Consider the following 26,211-nt stretch of genomic DNA (forward strand, 5'->3'; position numbering starts at 1 on the left):
TAGAGAAAGAATGACGGTTGATACGATCCCAATGATGTTATTCGATACCTAATAGTAATAGATTTTGGTTATCGAATGATATCCGTCCACGAACAATGTAGCTTTATCGTGTTCATACGGAGGAAAAATTCTATGAAGACGAAAATCGGCTATTTCGCATCTGTGGAACAGTACAAGCCAATGGATGCGCTTAAACAATCGGTAAGAGCGGAGAACGTGGGTTTTGATTCTATATGGGTGGACGATCATTTCCATCCATGGTACCACACGGGCGCGGAAACAGCACATGCATGGACATGGATGGCCTCAACGCTGCAGGCAACGAAGAAGGTATTCATCTCTACATGCATCACCTGCCCCATCATCCGTTACAACCCTGCAATCGTAGCGCAGGCGTTCGCCACGATGAGGCAAATGTACCCTGGCAGGGTAGGAGTGGCAGTGGGTGCAGGCGAGGCTATGAACGAAGTCCCCGTAACTGGAGTATGGCCGTCTGTTCCTGAGAGGCAGGAAATGACCGTCGAAGCGATTGAGGTCATGCGAAAATTATGGGAGAGCAAAGAGCCCGTATCGTTCAAAGGGAAGTACTATAAGCTCGACAAGGCGTTCATGTACACCAAGCCTACGGATGAAGTACCCCTTTACTTTAGCGGAATGGGCCCGAAAGGCGCCAGGCTCGCCGGTAAATACGGCGACCACCTCATGACTGTCGCTGCCGACCCCAAGACACTAAAGAACGTGACAGTACCGAATTTCGTTGCAGGCGCGAAGGAAGCGGGTAAAGACCCGAGCAAGATGGAACGTGCGATGCTCCTCTGGTACTCGGTCGATCCGGACTATGAGAAGGCGATCGAAGGTCTGCGTTTCTGGGCAGGATGCCTGGTCCCGTCGATGTTCAAGTATCCGGTCTATGACTCAAAGGAAGTCGAGCTGCACGCGAACCTAGTCGGCCATGACATGATCAAGAACAACTACGTAGTTGCGACCGATGCCGAAGAACTGATCAAGCAGATAAATAAATTCAAGGATGCTGGAATCACGCACTTCTGCCTTGGGAACAGTAGCCCGAATGTAGATGCAGGGATAGACATATTCAAAGAAGTCATCCCGGCAGTAACAGAGTGAATAAGATCTTATTCACTCTTTTTTATTTTTATGTAATGAGGTGTGATAATGGGTCAGAAAAATGCCATAGAGTTATTTTCTAGCGGGAGTATTATCTTTCCGGGTAAATATGTAGATGCTGCAAAGTTGCCATGGTATGAACATCCGGCGTTCATGGGAGTTTTTTTAAAGGACCTTGTAACGGCGGCAGATACCAGAGGTGCTTTTAGCTGCCATATCGTAAAGATCAAAAAAGGATTTGACGTCGGAGAGCATTCCCATAATGCCGAATGGGAGTTCAACGAAACTCTCGAGGGCACCGGGTTCTTTGTCATCAACGGTAAAAAATATGCGTGCACGCCAGGCTTTTCATATGCAACTCCGCCAGGGATGACACATATCGTATCCGCACCCAATGAGGACGTCTATTTATTGGCAAAGTTTATCCCGGCGCTTAAATGAGCTTATAGATAATGCCAGGATATTCTCCTTATTTTTTAATAGGTAGTTTAATCGAGATATTTTTCATATAATAGGACCTATGGTTTCCTGCAGGATTTGCGACTAGTGCTCAATATTATCCGATTAATACCCGGTACTGTCATGTGCAGCGATTTCAGGAATTTGCATATCGCAGATCTAACAATATTAATATCGATCAGTAAATATCTTATTTTATCATCATAGAGCAAGACGACTGTAAAGAATTTAGGTTCATGTTCCAGCAGAAAAGTAAAAAACAACAATCAAATAATAATAATCGGTTCGTTTTGTTATTATATAAACCCATAAAAAGGAAGTTTTTTATCTATGAAGAAAGAGGGGATACCGGATTATGCAAAGTCGGGTGCGGAACCGCCCATGACCTGCCATAAGGAATTTAATTTATAGCAGCCAGGATACTCATAATTAATACCATGTTATCGAGGACTAAAAGCCGATCAGGTAGTATCAGGCCAGGTCAAAGGCGTAGGGCTTAGGACCCTGTCTCGAAGGAGTTCGTGCGTTCGAATCGCACTCCCCGCACCATACCAGAGCAGTTCAAAGCCATCATTTTTGAATTGACAATAAGTCTTCGATATTGTTTTCCATAAATTTATAAGAATCATAAACACCTTGATTATAAAATTCTGGTGCTAATTTTTCTATTATGAACTCTAAGATCAGACCTGCTGCCAGATCACCTATTTTTTCGTCTCTTTCCTTTAAAAAATAGTCCTTTATTACAGAGATCATATCGTCCCTTTTCTCTTTAGTTAATTCAATATTATTGTTATGTCTCATACAATACCTCCATTTTAAAAAATTGCATTTGCAATATTCAATGCATGAAGATGTTTAAATTTTACTTTACTAGCTGTACTTTAGGCGGACTTGCCGGCTAATTTTAAAATATTAATGCTTGTACCCCGCACTAAAATCCATTTTTTCGATAACTTTTTAATTTATTAGTATTAACAACTTGTAGAATTAATGATTGTAGAGCAGGGCAGACCATATGAACAATCAAAAAAAGCAGATCTTGATCATATTATTTTCAATCATAGTGACAGTCACATTATCATATACGCCGTTAATCGCTACTGGCGCTATCAGCACAGGAAATGAAAATGATCCACAAAATATTCTGCAAATAGACATCGATGATTTTTATGTTCTTGCTCTCTTTGAACTGCCTTCAATAACGCCTTCAACAATACCCGTACCGACAAATATCCCCGTACCAACTGCCTTACCGACCGAAATACCGGATGACTTTACGCTTCCGGAGGATATACCGTCTTTTGACAATGCCAGCATCGATATGACCATATCAGAGGACGGCCAGGGTCCCGTTAACATCACTGTCAATGGCATTTCTCTCAGCACCAACGGCAGCTTCTTAAAAGCCCCGCCGGGCGTGAACATCCAGGACCTGTTAAAAGAAGATATTTCGATGCCAATAAACTCCGCTAAAGGGAACACTGCAGGCAATATCTATATCGAGGCAGTGCCGCTGGATAACAATACGGCCAGTATCGTCTCGATAAGGCTGGAGGCTAACAGCACTGAAATGCTGGAAGGCCTGGAATACACGGCTCAAATAAACGCATTCCTTGACGACATACCTGCTAACGGTACTTTCGACATCGATTTCAACGAGCTTAACGGGCTTGAAGATATTTACCTCAATAACATAGCAAATCTGTTATACTTATTGCAACTGATGGGGATCGATCCTGATAATTTGACCATGTCGAGTATCGATACGGCACACTTTGATCCGGACCTGACGCCGGAAACATATAACAATGAGCTGCCGACGGACGATATTTTCTTAATGATGGACATATATGGCGATTATTTACTATCGCTTTATGGCGACACGATCCTTGAAGTGATCGCAGACGGCTATCCGGGCATATCGATGGCCAATATTACCCTTGAGCTCCCGAAGGACGGGAACTTTGACCCGCATAACACGTTTGCCGGCCTAAGGGTCCATGGAGATACCTACGAGGTATTAAGCGCATCCGTCGAAGGAGATATGGGCGATAAACTGAAGTTCAATATAAACTCGCCGAATGGCTTCTCAGAATTCGCCATAATTTCCATGAAGGAAAACATGGCTCATACGGCTTCAAATGAAAATATGAATATACCGCAAAGCATACCTGGTTTCGATGTTTTTATTTTCCTGGCGGCCATGATAACTACGGCTTATATCACATTAAGAAAAAGATGAGATATACACCATTTCTAATAAAAAAGTACAGTACTATAAAAAAGGAAAAACAGGTCATCTAGATTAATTTACTTCTTTGATTACCGCTTTACACGTATGGTTTTATACCCTGTTATTAACCCGCTCACAGCTCCGGCCAATTCCACAAGTTTACTTGTGTCGGCCTATAGATCCTTTAGCCTCTGCCTGAACTCCATCCTGTGCCTCTTTTCCTCGTCCAGGATGTGCTTTAATACGCCCACTACCTCAGCGTCATCGATGGCCGCTATCATGCCCTTGTACATCTCTATGGCCTCGGTCTCAAGGACGACCTGCCTCTCCAGCATCTCTTTCAGGCTGTCACCGCCGAATTCAAGCTCTTTATGGTCCATGCACGGCTTTCCGCCCCTCTTCACGATAAGGTCGGCCAGCCACCACATATGCCTCATCTCGTCCACTGATATGGACTCTGTCACTCTGCTGGGATCGCATTCCCTTATCACGAACGAGTTTCTCACGTAAACCATCGAGTTATATATCTCATGCATGAAAGCTTCGTTAAGCAAGCCTATAATACCCTCGTTGTCCATTTCCCAAAAACTCCCTAGTATAGGTATAATATGGGATAATGTATTAATTTTACCGGACTATAAATTTAAAAGATATTAAATATTAGTGAATACTATGGCGAAAAATATCAGATATAGTAACCCGCCGATAAACAGGACAGGTATATTTACCTCATTCCTGTAAGACTGCACATATAGCAGCACGGCGGAAAATATCGCGAACAATATACCGATCCCTTGAAATATCTGTTCGCTGGTCGAAAGATCAATATGCCACGATGTCAGCATAATACCGATCGTCACGACCACACAGCTCTGAAACACCATAGCTCCGAGAATATTTCCCAGCGCGAACGTATCTTTCCTTTCTCTTATCCATATCATGCTATTGAACATTTCGGGCAATTCCGTGGCCATCGGGCTGATCACTATTGCCATGACCAGCGGGGCGATGCCGAAATACTCAGAAATATCTTTTATATGATTTACAAAAAGATCTGCCGCTACTATGATAATACATAAAGATACTGCCACCTGGAAAAGAATTCCAGGCAAAGAGGGCTTTTCTGTCGGCATATCCGCTTTTACTTCAGGGTTCCTTTGTGAACGACCCCTCGCGGACAATTTTTTAAAGGCTTCGGCGATCCTAATGAAATACAATTCTTCTATTTCCTCCCCCTTTCCGGTGTTTTTCTCCCTTAACGCATATATGGAATATATGACATATGCCGATAATAACGAGATCGCGATAAATGGTTTTAGGCCGCTAAGCCCTAATGGCATCAATGCGGTCATGGCTGCGATAGAGTATGCGATTATGAAAAATTTGAGGCTGTGCCTTAAAGTACTTCCATTAATGTTTAACGAAAATGTGCCCCTCTTTTTATAGAATACGATCATGGACACTGCACATAAAAATAACGCCAGTGTCGATAGCGTGAAAGGGGATCCCAGGATCGCTCCTGTGCCTATCTCCTCGCCCAGATCGCCGCCTAAAAATAATATGGCGACCAGCGGTATCAATGTCTCGGGCAGGGACGTGCCGATGGCTGCCAGCACGCTGCCTATGGCGTCATCCGAGAGCCTAAAATGTTTACCGAGCCATTCAATACCGTTCGTGAAAAGCTCGCAACCGACGATGATGGCTATAAAGTTCAGGACGAAGATTGCCGCGTTCATCTAGTATTACAATTGGTATTGAATATTTAATAGTTTATTAGCTGATACTAAAATGTATAATATGAAGCAGTTATCATTAGTTTTTATTCCATCATGATCATATGAAACTATTTTTATTATGACACATCGATATGAAAGTTTTCTATGATCATATCGTCTTTTTTCCCTTTAGATATACAGCCTTAAACTTTTCACCCACTAATTCCAGCACTTCAACCCTGAACCCTGCCTCTTCAGCCATCTTCAAAACTTCTTCCGGGTCCAGCATCCTCTGGTAAGGCGGTTTACCTTTAAATTTCTTTATCATTTTTGTCCAGAACTGGAACTTTTCGAACACGCTCAGGCCATAATGAGTGTAGAACAGGATTATGAGCGCGCCGCCCGGCCGCAAGATACGATAGCTTTCATGTAAGGCTTTTTTAGGGTCGTGCACTATCTGCAGGATATTAGCCATCAGCACTGTATCAAAAGTGTTATCAGGAAAAGGTATGTTCTCACAATCCATTTTACGGAACTCTACGTTCTTTAGGTCCCATAAGTTCTCCTTCGCCCTTTCCAGCATATCGTCCGAGATATCGGTCGCGACCACATGCCCTGCGTTCTTCGCTATCGCCCTTGTGAAAAAGCCTGTTCCGCATCCAAGTTCAATAACGTTGCCGGGTTCTTCAAGCTCCAGCATCTTATTGAACATGTACATACGGGATCTCTGTCCTATGATGTCGTCTATCCCGGATTCGTAGTCATCCGCGATCCTGCTCCAGAAATCAACGCTCTTATCCTGCATCGGTACACCGGCCATAATCATATTTAGATATGAAGAGAAGAAATTGAGCGATAAATTTGGCGTGCCTATAATAAAATAATAAATGGTATAAACAGATGAAAAAGAAGGGTTTATATTGCCGATATTATCCAGAGGACAGCCATCCCCGCCATAATGGTCATGAACGCGTCACGGGTCTTCCATGCAACCACGATGGCAGTAAGACCTGCTATCATCCTTGCATTGTCAAGCGAAACGGACATCTCCCCGCTCATGATGAATAGTGAAGGGAACACTATAGCGGCGATAACGGCAGGCGGGACGTACTTTAAGCCTCTCTTGAACCATGCAGGCACGTTCAGCCGGTCCGAAAGCATGATAAAGGACATTCTCTCGGCCAGGGTAAAAAGCGCGACACATATGATTATTATCCATATATTGTCCATCACTCTTCCCTCCCGAATATTATCCCGAACACAACACCGCCGATAGCTCCGGCTACCAGTCCGAGGTTATAGGGAAGGCCGAATGCTGCGACCGCAATGATCCCTGCTGCCAGCGCCGCGCCGAGCGACATCTTATCACCGATAGAGGTGACAAGGAGCGCGATAAATACAAGAGGGATCGCAAAATCCAGCTGCAGGCCCGCCGGTATTATCGGCCCTGCAAAAATGCCTGCTATGCTGCATATCTGCCATGTGGCCCATAGCGTGAGCCCTGCTCCGAAAAAATACCAGTGCTTATACTGTGCTTCAGGATTTTTTGTATAGTGAGTGATAGATAAGGCATAAGGCTCGTCTGTGGTCAGGTATGACAGCAAGGATCTCCATGACCTCGAAAGTCCCTGAAAATATGGGGCCAGCGATGCGCTGTAGATCACGAAACGGAGGTTTACGATAACGGCCGTAGCTATGACGATTATCGCAGGAGTGTTCTGGCTGATAAGCTGCACGGCTACCATCTGTGACGCGCCCGCGAAAAAGAACAGGGACATGGCGATACTTTCAATGGGGTCTAATCCTGCCTCGGAGGCTGAGATGCCGTATATCAGCCCGAAAGGTATCACTCCCAGAATAATGGGAGAGAAGGCTTTTGCCCCGGATAAAAATGCTCGTTTTCGCGCCATTAAATTACTCCTGCCGTAGGTAGATGATAATATCAGTTTAGTCCCGGATCTATACAGCAAGTGCCATATCAATTAAGTCTAACTGAGTGGTCATAAAAAGGATAAATAAAATAAATAATTTTCGATTTCTTCGGGACTAAAAAAGAGGGGCTTAAGTTTTTTTGCCCGCTCTTCTCATCGTCCTCCATCTCTCTAATGCCATGAAGGGCTTTATGATCTTCGTCAGCAATTTTAGCGTCGGCTTCTCGAACTCTTTCGAAACATCGTTCAGGTACTGTGGTATCGGCAGATGCTGCGGACACGCCTTTACGCATTTTCCGCAATTTTTACATTGCGAAGCATACGCAGGCTTTTTCCCTTCCAGGATACCTCCAGCCTGCATAAGATAAATGAAATCCGGGTTCCCCATACTGAGCATACCCCGTTTTTCAGCCCCGTCCATCAGGTATTTATTATTGTACATCTCGAAGCATACCGGGATGTTCACGCCTGCCGGGCATGGCATACAATACCTGCAGCCGGTGCACCCTACCTTCATCAATTTTCTATAGGTATCCTCGACCTTCTTGACCAGGCCAAGTTCTTCAGGCGTCAGCGAGTTCGGATATGCCTCGCCCGCTATACGTATATTCTCCCGGATATGCTCCTCCTCGTTCATGCCCGAAAGCACGACAGTGACCTCGGGATGGTCCCATATCCAGCGAAGAGCCCATTCTGCTGGAGTCTTTTTTATACCGGCCTCGTTCCACACGGACTGTACAGCAGAGGGTATATTCTTGGCCAGCATGCCTCCCCTGAGAGGTTCCATTATGATCACGCCGAGCCCTTTTGAAGCGGCATATTTTAGCCCTTCGGTTCCGGCCTGGTTCTTTATGTCTAAAAAGTTATACTGTATCTGGCAGAAAGCCCAGTCGTACCCATCCACTATATTAATGAACTCGTCTTTCGAGCAGTGGGATGAAAATCCTGCGTTGATTATTCTGCCGTCTGCTTTTGCCTTATCAAGAAAATCTATAATACCGAGTTCACAAAGCTTTTTCCAGCTCGACCCTGCCACATTATGGATGAGATAGTAGTCGATATGGTCTGTCTTTAAATTGCTAAGCTGGACATCCAGGATCTTGTCCATGTCCTCCCGGGTCCTGACTATCCAGTGAGGCAGCTTCGTTGCGACCTTCACTTTTTCGCGATATCCGTCAGCAAGGGCCTTTCCGAGTAATGGCTCGCTGGCGCCCATGTGATACTGGAAGGCAGTATCAAGATAGTTAACACCGTTATCGACCGCGAACCTTATCTGTGCTATAGCCCTCTCCTCATCGATCTTCCCGCTCTTCTCCGGAAGCCTCATACATCCGAAGCCCAGAGCTGAAAGCTCGTCCCCCGTTTTCTTCATTTTACGGTACTGCATACATATTCCTCCATTAAACCGTCACGTTCCGATAAATCCTTTAGTATTGTGAAAAATTGACTGATCAGTCATAAACACATCAAAACATCATTTTTTTGAAATACCACCCCATATTAGCTCAAAAGACTCGTCGACCAGTTTATCGGCGTCCGCAGAGCCTGAAGAATCGAGTATAAGCCTTATCACGGATTTTCCCGCATGTGCGAGCATATTGACAGTCATTCTCATGTCAAGGTCTTTCAATATTCCGTTTTTCGTACCTTCCTGAAATATCTCAAAAAGGAAAAGATAATTCTTCATCGCCTCTTCCTGAGTGATCTTAGTGATATATGGCGATGAGCTGAACTGTTCGATAAAAAGGAACTCATCGGGACAACTTATCCCCCATCTTATCGAGTTTGCCCATGCCCGCTGAATCTTTTCCTTAATGGTATCCTCCCGGTTTATGCCTTCTGAGATGCTTTTTCCCCATTTCTCTTTGACATCGAAGTAGATATTGTTGATAAGCTCTTCTTTCGTAGGAAAGTATCTAAAAAGTGTCCCGGTGGCCACTCCTGCTTGCTCTGATATCATCGACGTGGGCGTACCGTGGAATCCCCTCTCGGTAAATAGCTTCAGAGCGGTCTTCATTATCACTTCTCGTTTCCCGGCTACGTCCCTGGTCATATAGATACCTTTTGGAGTGATTAATCAGTCACTTTTTACTTTATTTATACCACATATATTTATAGGTAATCGAACTCCCAGATAAGGGTTGACCGGATGACTTCATATGCAGCATAATGATAATTTATAATAAAATATGGATAATTCATAAGTATAAAATTAAAATATTCCATATATATCGACATAATAACAAAAATTTTAATAGGAAAAGCGTCATTCATAATTTAACATTTTGACCATATCAGCCGGATAATTAAAAAACGAGGAGTGCAATGCAGTACAAGTTTTCAGACCTCATTGACGTCCACAGGCTAAAAGAGTTACTAAATAAATTATATAATATCACAGGCATTCCGGCAGGGATAATTGATAACAACGGCAATGTTATCGTGGAGACTGAATGGCCGGACATCTGTGCAAAGTTCCATAGAGCGAATCCCCTGACTGCGGATCGCTGCCTTCAAAGCGACCTCGACATTATTTCAAATTTGATACAAGGAGAGTCCAGGGAACATAAATGTAAGAACGGGCTATGGGACATAGCGATACCGATAACCATATCAGGTGAGCGGATAGCCACGCTGTTCATCGGGCAATTTTTCTACGACGATGAGCCTATCGACTTAGACCGTTTCAGGTCCCAGGCGACCGAATCGGGATTTAATATCAATGAGTACATAGAGGCCATTCATAAAGCTCCCGTCCACTCCAGGAAAAAGATCGGGGAAGCCATCGAGTATTATGTCAGCCTTGTCAGCTTCATATGCGAGACCGGCTTAAGTAATCTCAAACATGTGGAGGCCGAGAAAAATATCAGGGATACCAATGAACGGTTTAAGATACTCCTGGAAAACTCATTAGAATGCATCGTTGTTGTCGATAAAACAGGGATAATGAGAGACATATCCCCATCGTTTGAAAGAGTCATGGGCTATGATAAAAATGAGCTCCGGGGAGAATCATGTTTTAAGTTTTTCAAGCCTGATGAATTATCACGCAATATTGAGCTCTTTAAAAAGCTTATGGAAACCCCCGGATGTGATGTAAGGTTAGAAACGAGTTTTAGGCATAATGATGGTACCTATCGTATTTTTGAGACAGTGGCCAGGAACTTAATAGACGTGTCTATGATAAACGGTATCGTTATAAATGCATATGATATTACAAATATAAAAAAGACAGAAGAAGCTCTTAAAATGACGGAGGAGACTTTCAGGGTCATTACGGAGAACATGAGAGACGTTATCAGCCTCCGGGACCGCGATGGAAAATACATCTACATAAGTCCCTCGGTAAAGACATTACTTGGATATGATCCTGAAGAGCTTATCGGCAAAGACCCGCATTATTTTGTGCATCCGGACGACATGGGGAGTGTTCCAAAGAATCATGTCGAGCATTTATTTAGCACAGGAAAAGAATTCACCATAACCTACAGGACCAGGAAAAAGTCCGGTGAATATGTGTGGTTTGAGACCATAATGCAGCCCATAATGGATGATAAGGGTGACATGGTCGGTTTACAAACTTCCTCGAGAGACATATCAGATAGAAAAAAAGCAGAGGAAGAGATAAAAAGGTCAAAACAGATCATGGAAAAGATCATTTCGAGCCTGAATGAAGGAATATTCATCATAGACCCGGAGAACAGGAAAATATTAGATGTAAATAAAAAAGGCGAAGATATATTCGGCTATTCCAGGGATGATCTCGTAGGTAATAATCTCCTGTTTTTAAATATGGATCATAAAAAGTATGAGCAACACAAGAAAAATTTCTTTGGAAGTAAAGATTTAATTGATTTTGAGACGCTGATGCAAAGAAAGAACGGGGAAATATTTCCTGCCGAGCATCTAATAAGGCCATTATACAACGATGAAGGAAAAATGGAGAGCGCGATAGTAGTTATCCGGGATATTACGGAGCGTAAAAAAGCTGAGGAATCCATAATTGAGAGCAAGGAAAAATTCAGGAACATATTTGCCTCGTCTCCGATAGGCATCGCGCTTTACAACGAGAACGGTGAGCTTATAGAGTGTAACGATGCCGGTAAAAAAATATTTGGCATAACGGATGTATCACAATTAGGCGGGCTCAGATCATTGTACGATGCGTTTACACCTGATGATTGTAAGAACAGGATATTTAGCGGACATATGGTGAAATATCAGGTGGACGTCGATATCAATAAGTTAAAATATCAAAATCCGGAGAATATCCCGGGAGCCAAAAACATAAAGATCGAAGTCACTGTCAAGCCTTTATTTATAAAGACCAGATCCATTCCCGACTATTATCTCGTCCTCGTCGAAGATATCACTCAAAGGATAATGGCCGAGGAAAAGATAAAGTCCTCATTACAGGAAAAAGAGCTACTTTTAAAAGAGGTCCATCACAGGGTCAAAAACAACATGCAGGTCATTTCGAGTATGCTCAATCTTCAGGCCAACTCGATCAATGATCCTGTGATAGATGAAATGTTCAAGGATAGCTGTAATCGTATAAGGTCGATGGCGCTCATCCATGAAAAACTATACATGTCCAGTAATTTGGCGCAGATAGACATGGCCGACTATCTTAGAAGCCTTACGACACACCTGATAAGGTCATCGGGTAAGGACCGTATCGACTTAACGATAAATACCGATAAGATATTCCTTGACATTGATACTGCCATACCATGTGGCCTGATCGTCAATGAGCTTATATCGAACTCCTTAAAACATGCGTTTACCGGTAATACGGGAGGGGCTATTAAAATCGACTTTTATAGATCAGGGGATAAGTCGATGGTCTTGTCCATTGAAGACAATGGAGCTGGCATTCCGGAAAGCATCGATTTCCGGAACACGATAACACTGGGACTGCAGCTTGTTAATTCCCTGGCAGAGCAACTGAGAGGCACTATTGAGCTTATCAAAAACCCCGGGACCAGGTTTATCATAAGGTTTGACGTGAAAGCCGAAAAATGAGGCTAGTGACATATCCACATGGCCTAATTAAATGATAATCCGTAAAATGCTTTCAATACCCTGATAGCATTTAATGTGACCCATTTACCGGGCTTGTTTTTCCTTTCTATGTTTACCAGGAAACGTCCGTTAAAAGTGTTTTCTAAAGACCATCTTCCATGCTCATCCTGCTTTGAGACGATAAGGTCTATCGCCTCTTGCATCCTTTCATCCTTATAGCCGAGCCCGGCCAGAATGCCGGATATTTCCAGGACGTCGGTATTCCACATTAGCGGGAACCCGAACCTGAGCCAGTCAGGCTTTGATATTTCTTTTATGTCGTGGCTTTTCTTAAAGATGTGATGCATCAATAGATATTCGGCAGCATTTTCAATAGTCTTATTTGCCGCCTTCGTCCTTTTATCTTCAGGGATCTCCGATAATGCCTTAAGAGATTTTATAACGCCCATATGGCAGGTATGCTTACCCCAGCAGATCTCGAACCGGTCATAAGGCCATCCCTCAGGGGGCCTGTTCTCGCCATCATCGAATCTCTGGTATTTAGTTATCCAGCCTATGCCACGCTTCACCCTGGAGTCGGACAGGTATCCGAAACGAATAAGCCCCCATACCATATTCCCTGTCAGGCAAGGCAGTATCCTGTCCCTGTCGCCTGCTCCGCTCTTACCGCTAATATATGAGAAGCCGCCGCTTTCCGGGTCCTGTGACCTGCTTAGAATGAACTCGCAAGCGTTTTTAATGCGCTCATCTTTGCCGTCAGCGCCCAATCCCGCTAAAACAATGAACTGCCATACGGTACCCTTATATTTTGACCGCATGTAAAAATCGCCGGGTACTCCCCAGTAGCCGCCTTTTTCTTGCTTTGATAGTATTTTGGGAATAACGCCGGTATCCATTATCCTTGCTTTTGCATCCCTGACTTCGGCATCCTTCTCCGGCCGGTCCAGGATGTCCCTGAGAGTAAAATATCTTACTGAAGGGTCATCCGCCTCAAGAAGCCACTCGACAGGGCTCTCGTTCAGGACTGCGCTCCAATGGCTCATCGATGACCGCCCCCTCAAATCTCAGCCCTTTACCGGGCCGGCCATGAAAGTTATCACGGCACGGGCTCCCCTGGACGGATTCCCCGGGATTCGGTCCTCGATCCAGATCCTTCCGCCTTCTTTGTTCACTATCCTTTTCACAAGATAAAGGCCTATGCCAGCACCCTTGTTCCTGAGAGAGTCTTTTCCGCGGCGGAATACTTCGGATTTAAGCTCGTCAGGTATGCCCGGGCCGTTATCGGCTATCTCAAGCCTCCTTGTCCCGGTCCGGTCTTTCAATATACGGATGTCTATGTCCACGGAAGGTAGTTTAGAGTGTTTTATACTATTATTAAGGACGTTGTAGATAGCTTCTTTGAATAGCGGGCTTACCATGACCTTAAGGTCTTCGTGAGGCGTGATCTTAAAACTGACCTTTTTATTGACCGAGATCGCAAAGTCCTCAGCCTCAGGTATGGCCTTCCTGATCGCTTCGTCAAGAGAAATCTTTTTGGCGCCTTCCGCCTGGGACATTATGTCCTTAATATTTTCTATCATCTCATTGTTTCTCTTTACTATGCGTAGTGCTTCCCGGATATAGCCCCTTGAGACGTCCATGCTCGCAGTGCCGGTCATTTCAAGGTATTTGCTTATCATCATATTATTATCAAGTGTCTTTAGCCCTATGATGTCCGCATACAGTCCGGCCTCATCCGCTGCTGTGGCCAGTTCATCTTCCTTCAGCCGAACGTTTAGAGATACGGCTACCTGATTACAAAGTGTCTGTAGCACTTCAAGGTCATCGGCCAAAAGCTCCCTGTTATGGAATACAGTGAGAGTGCCTACGAGCTTGTCATGGTCCAGCAAGGGCGTGACAACGATGAACTCTCCGCCAATTCTCTCGATGGCTTTTTTAGCGGTCGGTAAATATGCATAGTCCTGGATGGTCGTGACCATCTGTTTACGATGATAGGCGCTCCGTCCGGCCATTCCAAGAGAATCGGGTGCTATCGGCTGTACTCCTATCATGGATTTCAGCTTTTCTGTCCAGCCTTTGCTGGATACGACTTCCAGCTCGTCGCCCCGCGCGACGAAGCCCGCGATACCCATATATGCGTAAGTATCCTTAATAAGCCAGAGAACTTTCTCAAAAAATTCTTTTGTCGTTTTGGTCTGCGTGGAATATTTTGATATCTCGACCAGTGTCCTCATCAGGGTTACGTTCTGTAGAACGACAATATCGCCTATTTTTTCGCCCCGGATATTGTTCGTCGAAAAGCACTCCGCCTTAAAGTGCCTTCTTCTGCCCAGCTTATCCCGGTCCTCAAATACTGCTCCCGGCCTGCATAAAAGGTCCGGGCCGGGAAAAAGCTCAGTGAACGTAGAGCCGAGCACGGGTGATCTGTGGGAAAAGTAATCGATAAAAACAGAGTTAGCCCATATTATCGTTCCCGTTTGATCCAGTATGCACGTGCCCTCTCCAGGTGTTATTTCCATACATATAGACAGGTCATGTTATCCATATTAAATTTTTATATCGGCAGCATAGAAATTATAAAAATTTCAATGTTCAAAATGATCGGCCAGTTTAGATTTTCCGGGTCCGATTGAATATTTTTTATGATTATAAAAAGATCCACCTACAGGAAAATTTAAGATAACATGGCGCTTACACAATAATTACGATCAATTTTGGGGGATGGGGAGATATGGATATATTAAGCATATTAGGCACGGAAAGAGCTCGAAAAGTCCTTGGAGAGAGCCTGGTGCCGATAGCGGTCATAGTGCTTCTGGGACTATGGTCTTTTATCGTCATCCTGAGTACAGGCTTCCAGTGATATTAAGAGACTATATAATCAGGAGTTTTGCCTGAAAAGTATTTTAACTTAGTTAGCCCACAGTCTGATCGAGCCCATATGGAACGATTTTTTACGATACTTAGATATACGCCAGTAGCATTCGCATTGCTCGGCTTTTCACTCATGCTGGCAGAACGCTTCACAGAAGGAGCGCTCTCACTTATACTATCCGGAGTGCTGGGCGTGGCTATCATGAAGTCATATAAAAAGGAAAAATAGAGATCAGCCACGACTATTTGTTGAAAACGGTCATGCTGGACATCATCTTCTTGATACCGTCCATTGTGCTGCCTTCAGGGCCCGAAAGTATCCTTGCCTTATGCAGGATGGCCACTGTTATCAGCACTGTCACTCCGAAGACAGCTCCCGGGATGTTGGGGAATATCAGCGAAAGTGCCGCAACGAACAGGATAATTCGTTCTATCGTCTTCGTATGGGTGAACAGGTATCCGGATAATGCTGCCTGCAGACAGATTATACCAACGAACACGGTGGCAATATCGAACAGTGCTGAGCCTATCGACCACGGGTCGTTCCAGTCGATGCCGAGCAGCAGTATCGCCGGCGAGTATATGAACGCGAACGGCACGAAGAATTTATTCAGCGATATCTTAAAAGCCTCGATACCGGTCCAGAACTGGTTGGAGTTAGATATTCCGGACGCAGCGTAAGCAGCCAGTGCGACGGGCGGAGTGATATCCGCGACCACACCATAGTAAAGGACGAACATGTGGACTGCCAGCACAGGTATGATAGACCCGTCAGGAAGGCTCATACCAAGTATGGCCGGGGCTGCCATCGTGACCAGGACGATATAGGTCGCGGTCGTCGGAAGGCCCATTCCAAGTATGATGCATGCGATAACCGTAAGGATAAGGGCTATGAAAAGCACTCCGCCGGAGATCGAACCTACCAGGGCCGCTATTTTAAGGCCGAGCCCGGTCAGCGTAGCGATGCCCGATATGATCCCCGCGCTGCCGCATGCGAGTGCGACGCCTAAAGAGCTCTTTGTACCGTCTTCAAGCGCACCTTTGAAATCTTTCAGGTACATGCCTTCGACGATGAGGTCTTTACGTACGAAGTTAACCGCAAGGACAAAAAGTATTGTCACCAGGGAGCCATAGAATATGGCATCCATGTTCGAGGCGTTTATGGCCGCCCTTGATAGTAAGTATACGACAGGGAACGGTATTATAAATGCGGACACATCAATGTAGCGCCTCTCTTTTAACAGCCTCCACAGGTCAGGGATATAGCTGCATAATATAACAGCGAGCAGGCTGAAGAAGGCTGAATACATTATTGTGAGCTTAACGAAGAGTAATAGGACCAATAGTAATATGACAGGGATGCACATGTATCCCCTGGTCCTCATGAGTTCCCGGACGTCAGGAAGCTCGGACTTAGGCACTGACTTCAGCCCGGCTTTGCCTGCCTCAAGGTGGGCCATGATCCAGAGCCCGAAGAAGAACGCGAATGCTGGTATCGCGGCTGAAACGATAATATTGTTATATCCTATCCCGGTGAACTCGACCATTATGAAAGCCGCGGCCCCCATGACTGGAGGCATGATCTGGCCTCCGGTCGAGGATGCTGCTTCCATTCCCCCGGCAAATTCTTTCCTGTAACCGGCCTTTTTCATCAAAGGTATCGTAAATACTCCGGTGGTTACTGTATTGGCTATCGAGCTGCCGTTTATCATGCCTAAAAATCCTGATGCCAGGATGGCGGTCTTGGCAGGGCCTCCTTTCCGGTAGCCGGTAAGGCCGTATGCAAGATTTATGAAAAACTCTCCTGCACCGGAGTGTTTCAAGAACGCTCCGAACAGTATGAAAACTATGACATAAGTCGCTGATATGTAGAGCGGTACGCCGAACACGCCCTGGTCGGTATACCATATGTGAGAGATGATCCTTTCAAAGCTATATCCCCTATGGGCGAAAATACCTGGAAGGTAAGGACCTACGTACGCGTATAGAAGGAAAAGGCCCGATAATATGCTCAGTGCTACGCCCACGGTACGCCTCGTGGCCTCAAGGACGAGCAATATGCCTATCGCTCCGACAAGCAGGTCCAGGTCGGTCTCGATGCCGGCCCTCATGATGATGTTATCGTAGTCATAGATCCAGTAAAGACATACAAATGCGCTCAGGGCAGCGAACGCCAGGTCATATACAGGGATCCGGTCCATTGACCGTTTTCCGCTGAGGACTTTCTTCGATATCGGGTAAATAGAGAACGCGAGCACGAGCATGAACATCAGGTGCATCGAAAGATGAAGCTGATATTTTGGCATATGCCACGCCGCGTATAAATGATAAAGAGAAGATATTATCGCGAAAGCAGAAACTACCAGTAAAGCCCATTCTCCAAGGCTACGGAAATTAGAGTATTTCGCTTCCAGCTCGTCTATCTCCGAATAATCCAGCTTGGCTTCTTGATCGCTCATATTATCTAAAAACCCCTGTAACTTGTAGGATCAGCCAGATATACATCATTGTTATGCTATATCATATCAATTGAAGTTGTATACGGGCAAACGATGGAAATTATTAGTAAAAAGTAACCAATAGCATATAAATCTTTTGTAAAACGAAAATAGCCGCTAATAATCAAATCAAATGCTTGAAAGCAAGGATTTAAGAGCGTAATTTTGCTCAATAGTTAAAATAAATTGTTTTCCTTCCGGAATAAGTGAATATATGGGATATTTATTTTCATGAATAATAATATAATGCTTTGGTATATCGCCAGTCATATAGCTGATACTGTCAAACGTTTTATTGATATTGTCTATTAAAAAATAGCCGTTCCCATCATACGTGACATTGAACGTATCGTCGGAAGGTAATCCCGCCCCCATCGAGCCATATATTGTCCGGGTCAAGAGTAACTTACGATCCCGCCCAACCTCAAAGTACTCGATATCAGGCACCTTTTCTACCGAATGAGTAAACCCGACCAGGATGACATCGCCGGGCTTTACAGGCTCGTAAAGGATAACGCTACCATCTTTTTCTTTTACGACCGCGACCATGCCGGTAGGCAGGAAAGAAACAAGTAAAGCTGATAGCACCAGCATTAAAAAAATATGTTTTTTAAACATAAAAAAGAGGAAAAGGCATTATGCCTTTATCCCTTTCTCATCAAAGTACTTCTGTGCTCCCGGGTGGAGTGGTATGGACATTCCCTTGAGTGCCGTCTCGGTCGTGATCTTTGAAGCCATCGCATGGGCGTTCTTTAACGGCGCGTTCGGGTCGTACATAGCCTTCAGCAGGTTGTATACGTCATCAGCGGGTATATCCTTGTTCGCGATGAGCATTGCCATAACGCTTACGGTCTCGATGTCCTCGTTAAGGTTGTTGTAAGTGCCTGCTTTGAGGGTCTCGGTCGCGTAGAACGGGGACTCTGCCATAAGCTTGTCCCTTGCTTCGCCGCTTATTGGTACGATGTATATGTCATGGGTGGTCGCAAGCTCGGATATGGCTGCCGTCGGGGCACCGCCAGTCCAGAATGCTGCGTCTGCCTGTCCGTTCTTTAAGAGCTCGGCTGCCTGTGAAAGCTTGGAGTTGTCCACGACTATGTCATCCTTTGTAAGGCCGTATGCAGCGAGGATCTCCAGCGCGTTGAACTCGGAGCCGCTTCCCTTGTCACCAACGACGACTCTCTTACCTTTCAGGTCACCTATGCTCTTTATGCCGGAGTCCTTGAGGACTATGACCTGGATGGTCTCCGGGTACAGACATGCGACACCCTGGAGATTCTCGAGCTTGCCGGCGGCAAAGTCTCTCTGCCCATTGATAGCAGAGTATGCGACATCGTTCTGCACTGTGGCAAAGTCAGCTTCCTTGTCATTGACGAGCCTGCAGTTCGCGACTGAAGCACCGGTAGATTCCACACTCAGGATGAAACCGAGGCTTGCGTTGTTAACGGTCTGTGCGATACCTCCGCCTATGGGGTAGTATGTTCCCGCAGTTCCGCCGGTGGCAATGGTGTATTGCTTCGTTTCCGTTTCCGGCTGGGTGCAGCCTAAAGCGCACATCGACACTAACAGCATCGATATGACTAATAAAATCTTCATAGATCTATCGATCTTAAACATTGTAACCCTCCCTGAACGATCTTACAAGCTATTTAATAAGTGCTTGAAATGATGTTCGTTGATGTACAACGTATGTACTTACTTGATATAAAATTTTGTATACGATGTTATATGGTAGCACTCGTCAGAAGAAAACACGACAATACAGCCCTTTAAAATAACGGGCGGATGGATATACGAATGAATATTTTATATGGCAATATACAAAATTTGAATAAAAGGTTAAAATCATCGGCTTATTTTTCATGCAGGGCCGTCATACTGACATACAAGGCCCTTGTATACCTAAAGACTATAATGTAAAAAAAGTTTTTTTGCTAAGACAGTATGTGTCGTACTGACACGGAAATGAAAATATTCTTTTCTACCACCTATGGTCTTCCGAATAAAGTTTTATATAACTTGAGAATATCTTGAAATCCGTATGTTCGAGTTATTGGCGGCAGGCTTTATTATCGGGCTGACACATGCTGTACCTCCCGGCCCTATAACCTTCGAGGTGTTAAGGCGGGGTGTCATAGAAGGGTTCTTTTCATCATTAAAAGCGAACATGGGAGCTGTCGCCGCAGACGCAATATACTTCACCCTTATAGTCATCGGCATAGTACAGCTGATAAATAACCCGACTGGAAAGCTCTTTATGTGGGTTTCGGGCTGTGCTTTACTGCTATTCCTGGGTATCAGGGGAATATACAGAGTCCTGGCTGGAAAAGGCAACTATAAGGTCGAGATCAGGAATGGCAACGGAAAAGGGAAAGGCAACGGAGAGATGTCCTCGTTCATATCGGGGTTCTCGATATGTATAACAAGCCCGTTCGCGCTGATATGGTGGACAGGAGTATTTGCCAGTTCTCTTGCCGCTGATCTTTTTAGTACAGGACTTCTAGAGCTTATATCGATGTTCACAGGAATAGCCGGAGCATGCCTGATATGGTATGCGATTGTCGGCATGGTCGGCTCCGCGAGCAGGAAGTTCATGGATGAAAAGGCTATGAAGATCATGTCACTGCTTTGTGCGCTGATGATGATAGTATTCGCTGCGCTGCTATTCTACCGCGGATATGGCACGTTCATATAAGACCGGAACAGTAGCGGGGCATAAGGCAATTAATTCTTTTTTAGGCGCAATTTATCATATTGTGCATGCCGATAAGTACCGGCATGTCATTATTGATTCGCCAAAAGGAATGCGGATTTCCTAAGTAGTTCGGGATATCCCAGGGCTAAGTCGTTTTAACTCTTGACAATCTTTTTAGTAGTACATCACGAATGCCTGAACCATGAGATCCAGAGAACTGCTCATAGCATGTTTAAGCCTGATAATATGCAGTATCCTGATATTACCCGGATCAACCTATGTGGGTGTCCCGGAGAATATTGCGATGATGCTATCCTCAATGGCACTTCTTGCAGGCATTGCTTCAGCCATAAAGACCATAGACGCGGATCTAAAACACGAAAAAGAACGTAAGAACGTCCATCCGGATAAAAAATGATCGGATGTTCGCAGGATAACGTAAAAGATGATACAAAAATGATAGGTGACATCGAGTCTTACGCGATGTCCCTGGAGGTATCGATATAGATGCGGTCGCTTACCTTGAACTTGATATAATCAGTGATCGGTGTAAGCCCGCGTATCTTTGGTATGGAGAGCTTATTGACTATCTTATCGCCTTTACGCTCCATTTCGACGTCGAACACGACATCGCAATTGCTCTGCAACAGGCTTTCTATCCGATCGTTATGAACGCCTTTTAGCAGCAGAAGGTAACAGGTACTGTTACTCTGGCCTATAAGGTCATAGATCTTATCCATAAGCCTCTTGATAAAGTTAAAATCGATGCCCAGTTCAATAAAGAACGTGAAATGGTCAAAGATTAACGTATAGCCGTTCTGGCCGCTTCCGTAGATATAGTCTAGCTTCCCGTCGATGAACTCGATCACTTTCCTGGCAGCATCGGAGCTATCGGTTGCTGTAAGCAATATATTGTTATAATACTCATCATGCAGGTCGATAAATTCGAGGTTTTCCGCGGAGAAATTCAGCTCATCCAGGTTCCTGGTTATGATCCGTGGGCTCTTTTCGGTCGTCACGTAAAAGGTCTTACGCGGTGTCGTAAGCTCATAAAGGAATACGTCAGGCATCGACTTCGGGTCGGCACCAAAATAAACAAGAGAGCCTTTCGGTATACCACCGTTAAGGCTCCTGTCCAGTATGTCTATGCCCGTGGCAAGCTTATTACCGAACAGATCATGGCTATCTACGCCTGTGCCTTCTGTATCAAAATTGTTATGCTCATTCATCAATTCTTCAGCCATGGTTATTCTCTTCGCATGTGTAAGTCTTTTTCTCTTTTTCCACCATGGTCAGATAAAAATGGTGAACATCACATAGGCAATAACGGTCATGATTATCGCGTATTTAAGGCCTGACATCCATTTACCTTCACCCATCTGGCCTGCAAGCATTCCCGCACACAGCCCTTGAATGATGGCCGCATGGAAGAAAAGCCTCACATAATCTTCCGGATTGAACTGTTGTATGAAGGTAGCTCCTGCGGTCGCTGCGGATGAGCTGGCAGCGCTGTTATCAGCGGCTGATGCCATGACCGGGATAAAGCTGGACGTAAGCGTGTAGACACAATAGATGAACACGCAGAACGAGATGAATATGATCACCACATAGATAAGCATCCCGTCAAAACGCTCCCTCCTTATCTGTTCGCCTATTTTCGCGTCATTGGCAGCAACGTTAAGCACATCTTTGATGTCTCCGCTGGATTCGCTGGCCTTTGTGATAAGGGTCATGACCCTGGTCGACATGCTCGTCTTTAGCGAGTTCGCGAATCTCTTCATGGCAGTATTGACATCTGTGCCCCATTGCATATCACGCCATACCTTTTTAACTTCTGAGCTCAATGTGCCGAAGTTCGAGTTCGAAATAAGGTTAAGGGACTGCGTCAGCGTCATACCTGTCTCGTTCGTCGATGCAAGCTTTTTAAGGAAGTCCGGCATTTCACTGGCGATCCTCTTCGCACGCCTTTCTTTTCGTTCATAGAATAACGAGAGCGGTGTTATCACCAGTAATATGAAGAATATGAGGAAATCGTCAAAATACCCGATGATAGGTCCATATAATACCAGCGGGTCTCCGGGATCTTTCATCAATCCGTTGCCGATCTTTGTCTGCATGCTCGATACCTGCTGGAACGCATCCGTCATGTTCGAGAATGTCAGCAGTATCAGGACAGATATGATTATTAAAGCCACAGGAACGCTGATCAATAGCGATAACGTCGGGTCGTTCTTTATCGGGCCCAGAGGGTTTGACGTGAATTCCTTGAACTTAAGCTTTTTCTTTGATTCCCTAAGATCCTGTATCAGCTTTTGCTGCTGCTTCTCGGTTACCCCTGATTCCTCTATGGGCACACTATCATAAGAATTTATTATGGGTATCTCGAACTTTTTAGGGGACTCGTCGTCCGTCGGCGTTAGCATACTGATAAGGACGACGAACATTACCGAACCGATGGGCAGCACGGCATATACGATAGCATACAGGATGACAGGGCTGCCTCCGTTCATGATGGTCATGACAGAGGACATGATTATAATGAATAACGGTCCTGCGACGAACGCAGTCACGTACGACTCTGCGATAAGTCCGAGGATCTCAAGGAATGACTTCTGGTCCTGCATGACACGCTGTAGGTACTGGTCGGTCTTACCCTGAAGATATACAGTAGCGTCTCCACCACTGTCTATGACAGATAATAGATTCGACAGCAGGTCCTGAAGCATATCTGAAGGAGTCTGGCCTATACAGTTAAGTATCGCCGTACGAAGGTCGCTGCCGAAGTAGTCCATGTCCCTTATGATCAGGCCGACCTCTTTGGAAACTTCCCCGTAGGTGTTCTCAGCTTCCTGAAGGGACCTGAGAATGCTGATGACGTCCATGCCGCCTTTGGATAATGCGTACATGAACGTGACCGCGTACGGTAAGGATTTATTTATCTTGGTCTTACGCTCGCTCGCGTTGAACGAGGGGATGAGCATTACGATGGAATAGGTCACGAAATAGCCTATAAGCGACATCAAGGCCATGCCAAATATTATGACAATGATGTCCGTAAATGGCGTAAGGAACGCTAAAGTATCCGGAAGGTGGATATTAGTAAAATTGCCCTGCGCATCTACCATCCTGAGCACCAGGAAGGCAAGCAAGACGCCTACTATCGCCCCGATGAACCCGATTATGATTGAGACGAGGTAAGCCATCGACACATATACCTCATACGATTGAGACATACGTGCCTGCCTGAGCTGTTTTTGAAGGTTATAGAACTTCTCCTTACGCTTTTTTACTTCCCCGCCAAATATAGTGTGTGCGATGGTGCTTATCTGGTCCATAGTTTCAGTCCCTTATGCCAAGCTTTTCAAGAACTCTGTCCGGCCTTACGCTGTATGCCTGAATGATAGCGCTGACCTGCTTGAAGTCACGTATATTGTTCTTGACCATATACTCCAGCACGCGCTGCCTTCGTAACACTTCGGTGCTCAGGTCTTTTCTGGACCATGCCCTTCTTTGTGCGATCTCCGCGAGCATCCTGGACTCTCCGACCCTGTCGAACCTGTCCGTCCCGGAGTTCCATACATAAATATCGTTGGTCCGTATGTTCCTCGTATTCGGGTCGATGTCGTGGATCTCCACAAGCTTCATGTTACGCCTGACACGCTTGTTCCTGAGATATGTCTGCGACTGAATGCTGATGATATTGAGCGCCGTGATCATGGTACGGGGTACGCTTATGGGCGGGTTCTCAAGACGGTGGATGGCCGATTCTACCGAGTCGGCGTGCATTGTCGAGAACGTGGTGTGGCCCGTGGACATCGCCTGGAATAATGTAAGCGCTTCCTTACCTCTGACCTCACCCACGAGCAGGTATTCGGGACGCTGTCTCAAAGCTGCTTTAAGCAGCGCGAACATCTCTATCGCGCCTTTGCCGTCCGCAGTGAATGAATCCCTGGTAAGTCCCGGGATCCAGTTCTGGTGAGGCAGTTTTAGCTCTCTTGTATCTTCGAGAGAGATGACCTTTGCCTTAGGCGGTATGAACAACGCTACCGCGTTAAGGGACGACGTCTTACCCGAAGCCGTTCCTCCAGAGAATATCAGGCTCTTGTTATTCTCTATACATATCCACATATAGGCCATGGTCTCCGACGAGAACGTGTTCCACGCGATAAGGTCGATCGGCGTTATGGGTATATCCTTGAACTTACGGATGGTGAACGTGCTTCCCCTGGTCGTGATCTCCTTACCCAGGGTCATCTGGATACGGGAACCGTCCGGCATCGTCGCATCCACCATCGGCTCAGCGATGGAAATATGCTTTCCGCAGCGCTGGGCTAATTTTATGACAAATGAGTCAAGCTGTTTTTCCGAGAACGTGATGTTCGTCATGATGTTCTCGTAGTTCTTATGATAAAGGAATACCGGTGTATCAAACCCGTTGTTGGAGATATCCTCTATGAAGTTATCGTGCATTATGGCATTGATCTTGCCGAACTCCAGATAATCTCTCTGGATATAATAAAGGATCTTATGATATGATTTAGTGTCGATCTTGCCGATATAGTCGTTGATGACCTCTGTGGTCTTTAGTTTCAACAGTTCCTTCTTATCGGTCTTTGTGTCGAGGTCCTCAAGCACTAGAACGTCCTGCAGACGCTCGTAGACTTCTTCAAGCAGCTCTTTTTCAAATACAGTTAATGATGGTTCGACTACATAATAGAGATAATTGTTTGTCTGCTCGTTGTAAAGGATGACTATGAAGGAGTACGGTTCGATGACCCAGTAGCGTTCGATCTCCTCATATCCGGCGACTCCCGGAAATACAGACATAGGCCCGTGTTTATCCGGATTGTACGGCTCGAACTCTATTGTCTTTTTAATTTTCTTCTTGTCCTTTACTTTCGAAATGCCTGTCTGCGCATCGATGGCAGTCTCTTTCTGTTCAGTCGAGGTGCCCTTGTTAAGCAGTGCATTGAACTCGTTAATAATATCTTCTTCCGACTTTGACGAAGATGAGGGTGATACGATAGACTCTCCCGGAACCTCTGTGGAGTGAGATAAAGTACCTTTCAGCCCGATGTCTTTAATAAAGCTCTCTGTGGCCGTGGTAGTTTCCTGCTGCGCGGCCTCGAACATAGCTGTCTTTTTGAAAATACTTTTAAGCGCTTCAGGCTCGTCGTTTACCGAGACCGGAGTCTCTGCGGCTGGGCTGTCAATATCTGATACTACTTTCTCAGTATCATCCTTATCAAGTTTTTCAGGGCCCTGTCCCGGACTTTTTTTAGCGCCGTCTACTGAATCCCCGACCGACGTTGTGATGGGCTCTGTCGCTACCTGCGATCTCTGTTCATTTTCTTTCTCTGTCTGCTTTTTCTTAAGAAGCCCATAAAAATTTTTTCGATCTTCGTCGTGGAGGTTGATATTCAGGTCATTATTTTCCGATTCCGTCACGTTTACCTCTCCCATTAAGGCTTACCAGTGTGTTCATCAACAAGCCGAGTTGGATTACGAACGCCCAGTCGCCCCCACGCGTTAAATTAGAATCGTCTGGACAGCCCACAATTAAGCAGGCATCGTAACTTTATCTATCTAAAACTTTTGAATATATAAACTTACTGCCGATTACTACAAAATTTGTTTTTATTTTATTGATTAATGT

General features: G+C 45.2%; 24 protein-coding genes. 8 read left to right on the plus strand and 16 right to left on the minus strand.

Annotated features, from left to right (window positions below):
- Positions 1-132: 132 nt before the first annotated feature.
- Entirely contained in the window at positions 133-1,125 is a 993-nt protein-coding gene (locus tag CUJ83_RS01345; protein WP_230739710.1) for a TIGR03557 family F420-dependent LLM class oxidoreductase, read from the plus strand.
- A gap of 48 nt (positions 1,126-1,173) precedes the next feature.
- Positions 1,174-1,566, plus strand: coding sequence for a cupin domain-containing protein (locus CUJ83_RS01350; protein ID WP_230739712.1), 393 nt, complete (start codon positions 1,174-1,176; stop codon positions 1,564-1,566).
- Between the two features lie 588 nt (positions 1,567-2,154).
- Here the strand turns inward: CUJ83_RS01350 and CUJ83_RS01355 are convergent.
- On the minus strand, positions 2,155-2,388 hold the full coding sequence (locus tag CUJ83_RS01355; RefSeq protein WP_230739714.1) for a DUF2164 domain-containing protein: 234 nt from the start codon (positions 2,386-2,388) through the stop codon (positions 2,155-2,157).
- Positions 2,389-2,602: 214 nt separating this feature from the next.
- Between CUJ83_RS01355 and CUJ83_RS01360 the strand changes: the two genes are divergently transcribed.
- Positions 2,603-3,829 carry a Loki-CTERM sorting domain-containing protein gene (locus tag CUJ83_RS01360; protein WP_230739716.1) on the plus strand — a complete coding sequence of 409 codons (1,227 nt, stop codon included), beginning with the start codon at positions 2,603-2,605 and terminating at the stop codon, positions 3,827-3,829.
- Positions 3,830-3,993: 164 nt separating this feature from the next.
- Here CUJ83_RS01360 and CUJ83_RS01365 read toward each other — a convergent pair whose 3' ends face one another.
- The 7 genes from CUJ83_RS01365 to CUJ83_RS01395 form a co-directional block, all read right to left on the minus strand.
- Positions 3,994-4,398, minus strand: coding sequence for a ferritin-like domain-containing protein (locus tag CUJ83_RS01365; RefSeq protein ID WP_230739719.1), 405 nt, complete (start codon positions 4,396-4,398; stop codon positions 3,994-3,996).
- A 75-nt stretch (positions 4,399-4,473) separates the two neighbouring features.
- A complete protein-coding gene (locus CUJ83_RS01370) occupies positions 4,474-5,556 on the minus strand; it encodes a sodium:calcium antiporter (protein WP_230739728.1) in 1,083 nt (360 codons plus the stop codon).
- A gap of 148 nt (positions 5,557-5,704) precedes the next feature.
- On the minus strand, positions 5,705-6,340 hold the full coding sequence (locus CUJ83_RS01375) for a class I SAM-dependent methyltransferase (protein ID WP_230739730.1): 636 nt from the start codon (positions 6,338-6,340) through the stop codon (positions 5,705-5,707).
- A 110-nt stretch (positions 6,341-6,450) separates the two neighbouring features.
- Positions 6,451-6,765: an AzlD domain-containing protein gene (locus CUJ83_RS01380; protein WP_230739732.1), complete on the minus strand. Its 315-nt coding sequence runs from the start codon at positions 6,763-6,765 to the stop codon at positions 6,451-6,453.
- On the minus strand, positions 6,765-7,445 hold the full coding sequence (locus CUJ83_RS01385; RefSeq protein WP_230739734.1) for an AzlC family ABC transporter permease: 681 nt from the start codon (positions 7,443-7,445) through the stop codon (positions 6,765-6,767). The genes CUJ83_RS01380 and CUJ83_RS01385 overlap by 1 nt, the downstream gene beginning before the upstream one ends.
- A gap of 151 nt (positions 7,446-7,596) precedes the next feature.
- Positions 7,597-8,853: an aldo/keto reductase gene (locus tag CUJ83_RS01390; protein ID WP_230739736.1), complete on the minus strand. Its 1,257-nt coding sequence runs from the start codon at positions 8,851-8,853 to the stop codon at positions 7,597-7,599.
- 87 nt (positions 8,854-8,940) lie between these two features.
- The gene (locus CUJ83_RS01395) at positions 8,941-9,519 is read right to left on the minus strand and encodes a TetR/AcrR family transcriptional regulator (RefSeq protein WP_230739738.1); all 579 of its coding nucleotides are present in this window, start codon (positions 9,517-9,519) and stop codon (positions 8,941-8,943) included.
- Positions 9,520-9,791: 272 nt separating this feature from the next.
- Here CUJ83_RS01395 and CUJ83_RS01400 point away from each other — a divergent pair, with 272 nt between their 5' ends.
- Positions 9,792-12,491, plus strand: coding sequence for a PAS domain S-box protein (locus CUJ83_RS01400; RefSeq protein ID WP_230739741.1), 2,700 nt, complete (start codon positions 9,792-9,794; stop codon positions 12,489-12,491).
- 23 nt (positions 12,492-12,514) lie between these two features.
- On the opposite strand, the gene CUJ83_RS01405 is transcribed toward CUJ83_RS01400, so the two are convergent.
- Positions 12,515-13,534, minus strand: coding sequence for a prenyltransferase/squalene oxidase repeat-containing protein (locus CUJ83_RS01405; protein ID WP_230739743.1), 1,020 nt, complete (start codon positions 13,532-13,534; stop codon positions 12,515-12,517).
- Positions 13,535-13,555: 21 nt separating this feature from the next.
- Positions 13,556-15,010, minus strand: a complete 1,455-nt coding sequence (locus CUJ83_RS01410) for an ATP-binding protein (RefSeq protein ID WP_230739745.1) — start codon at positions 15,008-15,010, stop codon at positions 13,556-13,558.
- A gap of 212 nt (positions 15,011-15,222) precedes the next feature.
- On the opposite strand from CUJ83_RS01410, the gene CUJ83_RS15605 reads away from it, so the two are divergent.
- Both CUJ83_RS15605 and CUJ83_RS01415 read left to right on the plus strand, forming a co-directional pair.
- Entirely contained in the window at positions 15,223-15,354 is a 132-nt protein-coding gene (locus CUJ83_RS15605) for a hypothetical protein (RefSeq protein ID WP_255668277.1), read from the plus strand.
- A gap of 78 nt (positions 15,355-15,432) precedes the next feature.
- On the plus strand, positions 15,433-15,594 hold the full coding sequence (locus CUJ83_RS01415) for a hypothetical protein (protein WP_230739747.1): 162 nt from the start codon (positions 15,433-15,435) through the stop codon (positions 15,592-15,594).
- 13 nt (positions 15,595-15,607) lie between these two features.
- On the opposite strand, the gene CUJ83_RS01420 is transcribed toward CUJ83_RS01415, so the two are convergent.
- The 3 genes from CUJ83_RS01420 to CUJ83_RS01430 all read right to left on the minus strand — a co-directional run bounded on the left by CUJ83_RS01420 (position 15,608) and on the right by CUJ83_RS01430 (position 19,477).
- The gene (locus CUJ83_RS01420; protein WP_230739749.1) at positions 15,608-17,824 is read right to left on the minus strand and encodes a TRAP transporter permease; all 2,217 of its coding nucleotides are present in this window, start codon (positions 17,822-17,824) and stop codon (positions 15,608-15,610) included.
- Between the two features lie 168 nt (positions 17,825-17,992).
- Positions 17,993-18,457: a DUF1850 domain-containing protein gene (locus tag CUJ83_RS01425; RefSeq protein ID WP_230739757.1), complete on the minus strand. Its 465-nt coding sequence runs from the start codon at positions 18,455-18,457 to the stop codon at positions 17,993-17,995.
- A 42-nt stretch (positions 18,458-18,499) separates the two neighbouring features.
- Positions 18,500-19,477 carry a TAXI family TRAP transporter solute-binding subunit gene (locus CUJ83_RS01430; protein WP_230739759.1) on the minus strand — a complete coding sequence of 326 codons (978 nt, stop codon included), beginning with the start codon at positions 19,475-19,477 and terminating at the stop codon, positions 18,500-18,502.
- Positions 19,478-19,901: 424 nt separating this feature from the next.
- On the opposite strand from CUJ83_RS01430, the gene CUJ83_RS01435 reads away from it, so the two are divergent.
- Together CUJ83_RS01435 and CUJ83_RS01440 are read left to right on the plus strand one after the other, a co-directional pair.
- Positions 19,902-20,555, plus strand: coding sequence for a LysE family translocator (locus CUJ83_RS01435; protein ID WP_230739761.1), 654 nt, complete (start codon positions 19,902-19,904; stop codon positions 20,553-20,555).
- Between the two features lie 202 nt (positions 20,556-20,757).
- Positions 20,758-20,973 carry a hypothetical protein gene (locus CUJ83_RS01440; protein WP_230739763.1) on the plus strand — a complete coding sequence of 72 codons (216 nt, stop codon included), beginning with the start codon at positions 20,758-20,760 and terminating at the stop codon, positions 20,971-20,973.
- A 58-nt stretch (positions 20,974-21,031) separates the two neighbouring features.
- Here CUJ83_RS01440 and CUJ83_RS01445 read toward each other — a convergent pair whose 3' ends face one another.
- Genes CUJ83_RS01445 through CUJ83_RS01455 form a run of 3 tightly spaced genes read right to left on the minus strand, consistent with a single transcriptional unit; the run spans position 21,032 to position 26,003 of the window.
- On the minus strand, positions 21,032-21,799 hold the full coding sequence (locus CUJ83_RS01445) for an RAD55 family ATPase (RefSeq protein ID WP_230739765.1): 768 nt from the start codon (positions 21,797-21,799) through the stop codon (positions 21,032-21,034).
- Between the two features lie 48 nt (positions 21,800-21,847).
- Entirely contained in the window at positions 21,848-23,890 is a 2,043-nt protein-coding gene (locus CUJ83_RS01450) for a type II secretion system F family protein (protein ID WP_230739767.1), read from the minus strand.
- A 4-nt stretch (positions 23,891-23,894) separates the two neighbouring features.
- Positions 23,895-26,003 (minus strand): type II/IV secretion system ATPase subunit, encoded by a 2,109-nt coding sequence (locus CUJ83_RS01455; RefSeq protein WP_230739769.1) that lies wholly within the window; start codon positions 26,001-26,003, stop codon positions 23,895-23,897.
- Between the last annotated feature and the right edge of the window lie 208 nt (positions 26,004-26,211).

The organism is Methanooceanicella nereidis, assembly GCF_021023085.1.
GTDB lineage: Archaea > Halobacteriota > Methanocellia > Methanocellales > Methanocellaceae > Methanooceanicella > Methanooceanicella nereidis.

What these genes read in the sequence shown, in the direction of transcription:
- CUJ83_RS01375 (WP_230739730.1), bottom strand. Translation starts at nt 6,340, where the DNA reads ATGCAGGATAAGAGCGTTGATTTCTGGAGCAGGATCGCGGATGACTAC.
- CUJ83_RS01425 (WP_230739757.1), bottom strand. Translation starts at nt 18,457, where the DNA reads ATGCTGGTGCTATCAGCTTTACTTGTTTCTTTCCTGCCTACCGGCATG.
- CUJ83_RS01415 (WP_230739747.1), top strand. Translation starts at nt 15,433, where the DNA reads ATGGAACGATTTTTTACGATACTTAGATATACGCCAGTAGCATTCGCA.
- CUJ83_RS01395 (WP_230739738.1), bottom strand. Translation starts at nt 9,519, where the DNA reads ATGACCAGGGACGTAGCCGGGAAACGAGAAGTGATAATGAAGACCGCT.
- CUJ83_RS01385 (WP_230739734.1), bottom strand. Translation starts at nt 7,445, where the DNA reads ATGGCGCGAAAACGAGCATTTTTATCCGGGGCAAAAGCCTTCTCTCCC.
- CUJ83_RS15605 (WP_255668277.1), top strand. Translation starts at nt 15,223, where the DNA reads ATGGATATATTAAGCATATTAGGCACGGAAAGAGCTCGAAAAGTCCTT.
- CUJ83_RS01390 (WP_230739736.1), bottom strand. Translation starts at nt 8,853, where the DNA reads ATGCAGTACCGTAAAATGAAGAAAACGGGGGACGAGCTTTCAGCTCTG.
- CUJ83_RS01345 (WP_230739710.1), top strand. Translation starts at nt 133, where the DNA reads ATGAAGACGAAAATCGGCTATTTCGCATCTGTGGAACAGTACAAGCCA.
- CUJ83_RS01400 (WP_230739741.1), top strand. Translation starts at nt 9,792, where the DNA reads ATGCAGTACAAGTTTTCAGACCTCATTGACGTCCACAGGCTAAAAGAG.
- CUJ83_RS01360 (WP_230739716.1), top strand. Translation starts at nt 2,603, where the DNA reads ATGAACAATCAAAAAAAGCAGATCTTGATCATATTATTTTCAATCATA.
- CUJ83_RS01405 (WP_230739743.1), bottom strand. Translation starts at nt 13,534, where the DNA reads ATGAGCCATTGGAGCGCAGTCCTGAACGAGAGCCCTGTCGAGTGGCTT.
- CUJ83_RS01370 (WP_230739728.1), bottom strand. Translation starts at nt 5,556, where the DNA reads ATGAACGCGGCAATCTTCGTCCTGAACTTTATAGCCATCATCGTCGGT.
- CUJ83_RS01435 (WP_230739761.1), top strand. Translation starts at nt 19,902, where the DNA reads ATGTTCGAGTTATTGGCGGCAGGCTTTATTATCGGGCTGACACATGCT.
- CUJ83_RS01380 (WP_230739732.1), bottom strand. Translation starts at nt 6,765, where the DNA reads ATGGACAATATATGGATAATAATCATATGTGTCGCGCTTTTTACCCTG.
- CUJ83_RS01365 (WP_230739719.1), bottom strand. Translation starts at nt 4,398, where the DNA reads ATGGACAACGAGGGTATTATAGGCTTGCTTAACGAAGCTTTCATGCAT.
- CUJ83_RS01350 (WP_230739712.1), top strand. Translation starts at nt 1,174, where the DNA reads ATGGGTCAGAAAAATGCCATAGAGTTATTTTCTAGCGGGAGTATTATC.
- CUJ83_RS01450 (WP_230739767.1), bottom strand. Translation starts at nt 23,890, where the DNA reads ATGGACCAGATAAGCACCATCGCACACACTATATTTGGCGGGGAAGTA.
- CUJ83_RS01440 (WP_230739763.1), top strand. Translation starts at nt 20,758, where the DNA reads ATGAGATCCAGAGAACTGCTCATAGCATGTTTAAGCCTGATAATATGC.
- CUJ83_RS01445 (WP_230739765.1), bottom strand. Translation starts at nt 21,799, where the DNA reads ATGGCTGAAGAATTGATGAATGAGCATAACAATTTTGATACAGAAGGC.
- CUJ83_RS01430 (WP_230739759.1), bottom strand. Translation starts at nt 19,477, where the DNA reads ATGTTTAAGATCGATAGATCTATGAAGATTTTATTAGTCATATCGATG.
- CUJ83_RS01420 (WP_230739749.1), bottom strand. Translation starts at nt 17,824, where the DNA reads ATGAGCGATCAAGAAGCCAAGCTGGATTATTCGGAGATAGACGAGCTG.
- CUJ83_RS01410 (WP_230739745.1), bottom strand. Translation starts at nt 15,010, where the DNA reads ATGGAAATAACACCTGGAGAGGGCACGTGCATACTGGATCAAACGGGA.
- CUJ83_RS01355 (WP_230739714.1), bottom strand. Translation starts at nt 2,388, where the DNA reads ATGAGACATAACAATAATATTGAATTAACTAAAGAGAAAAGGGACGAT.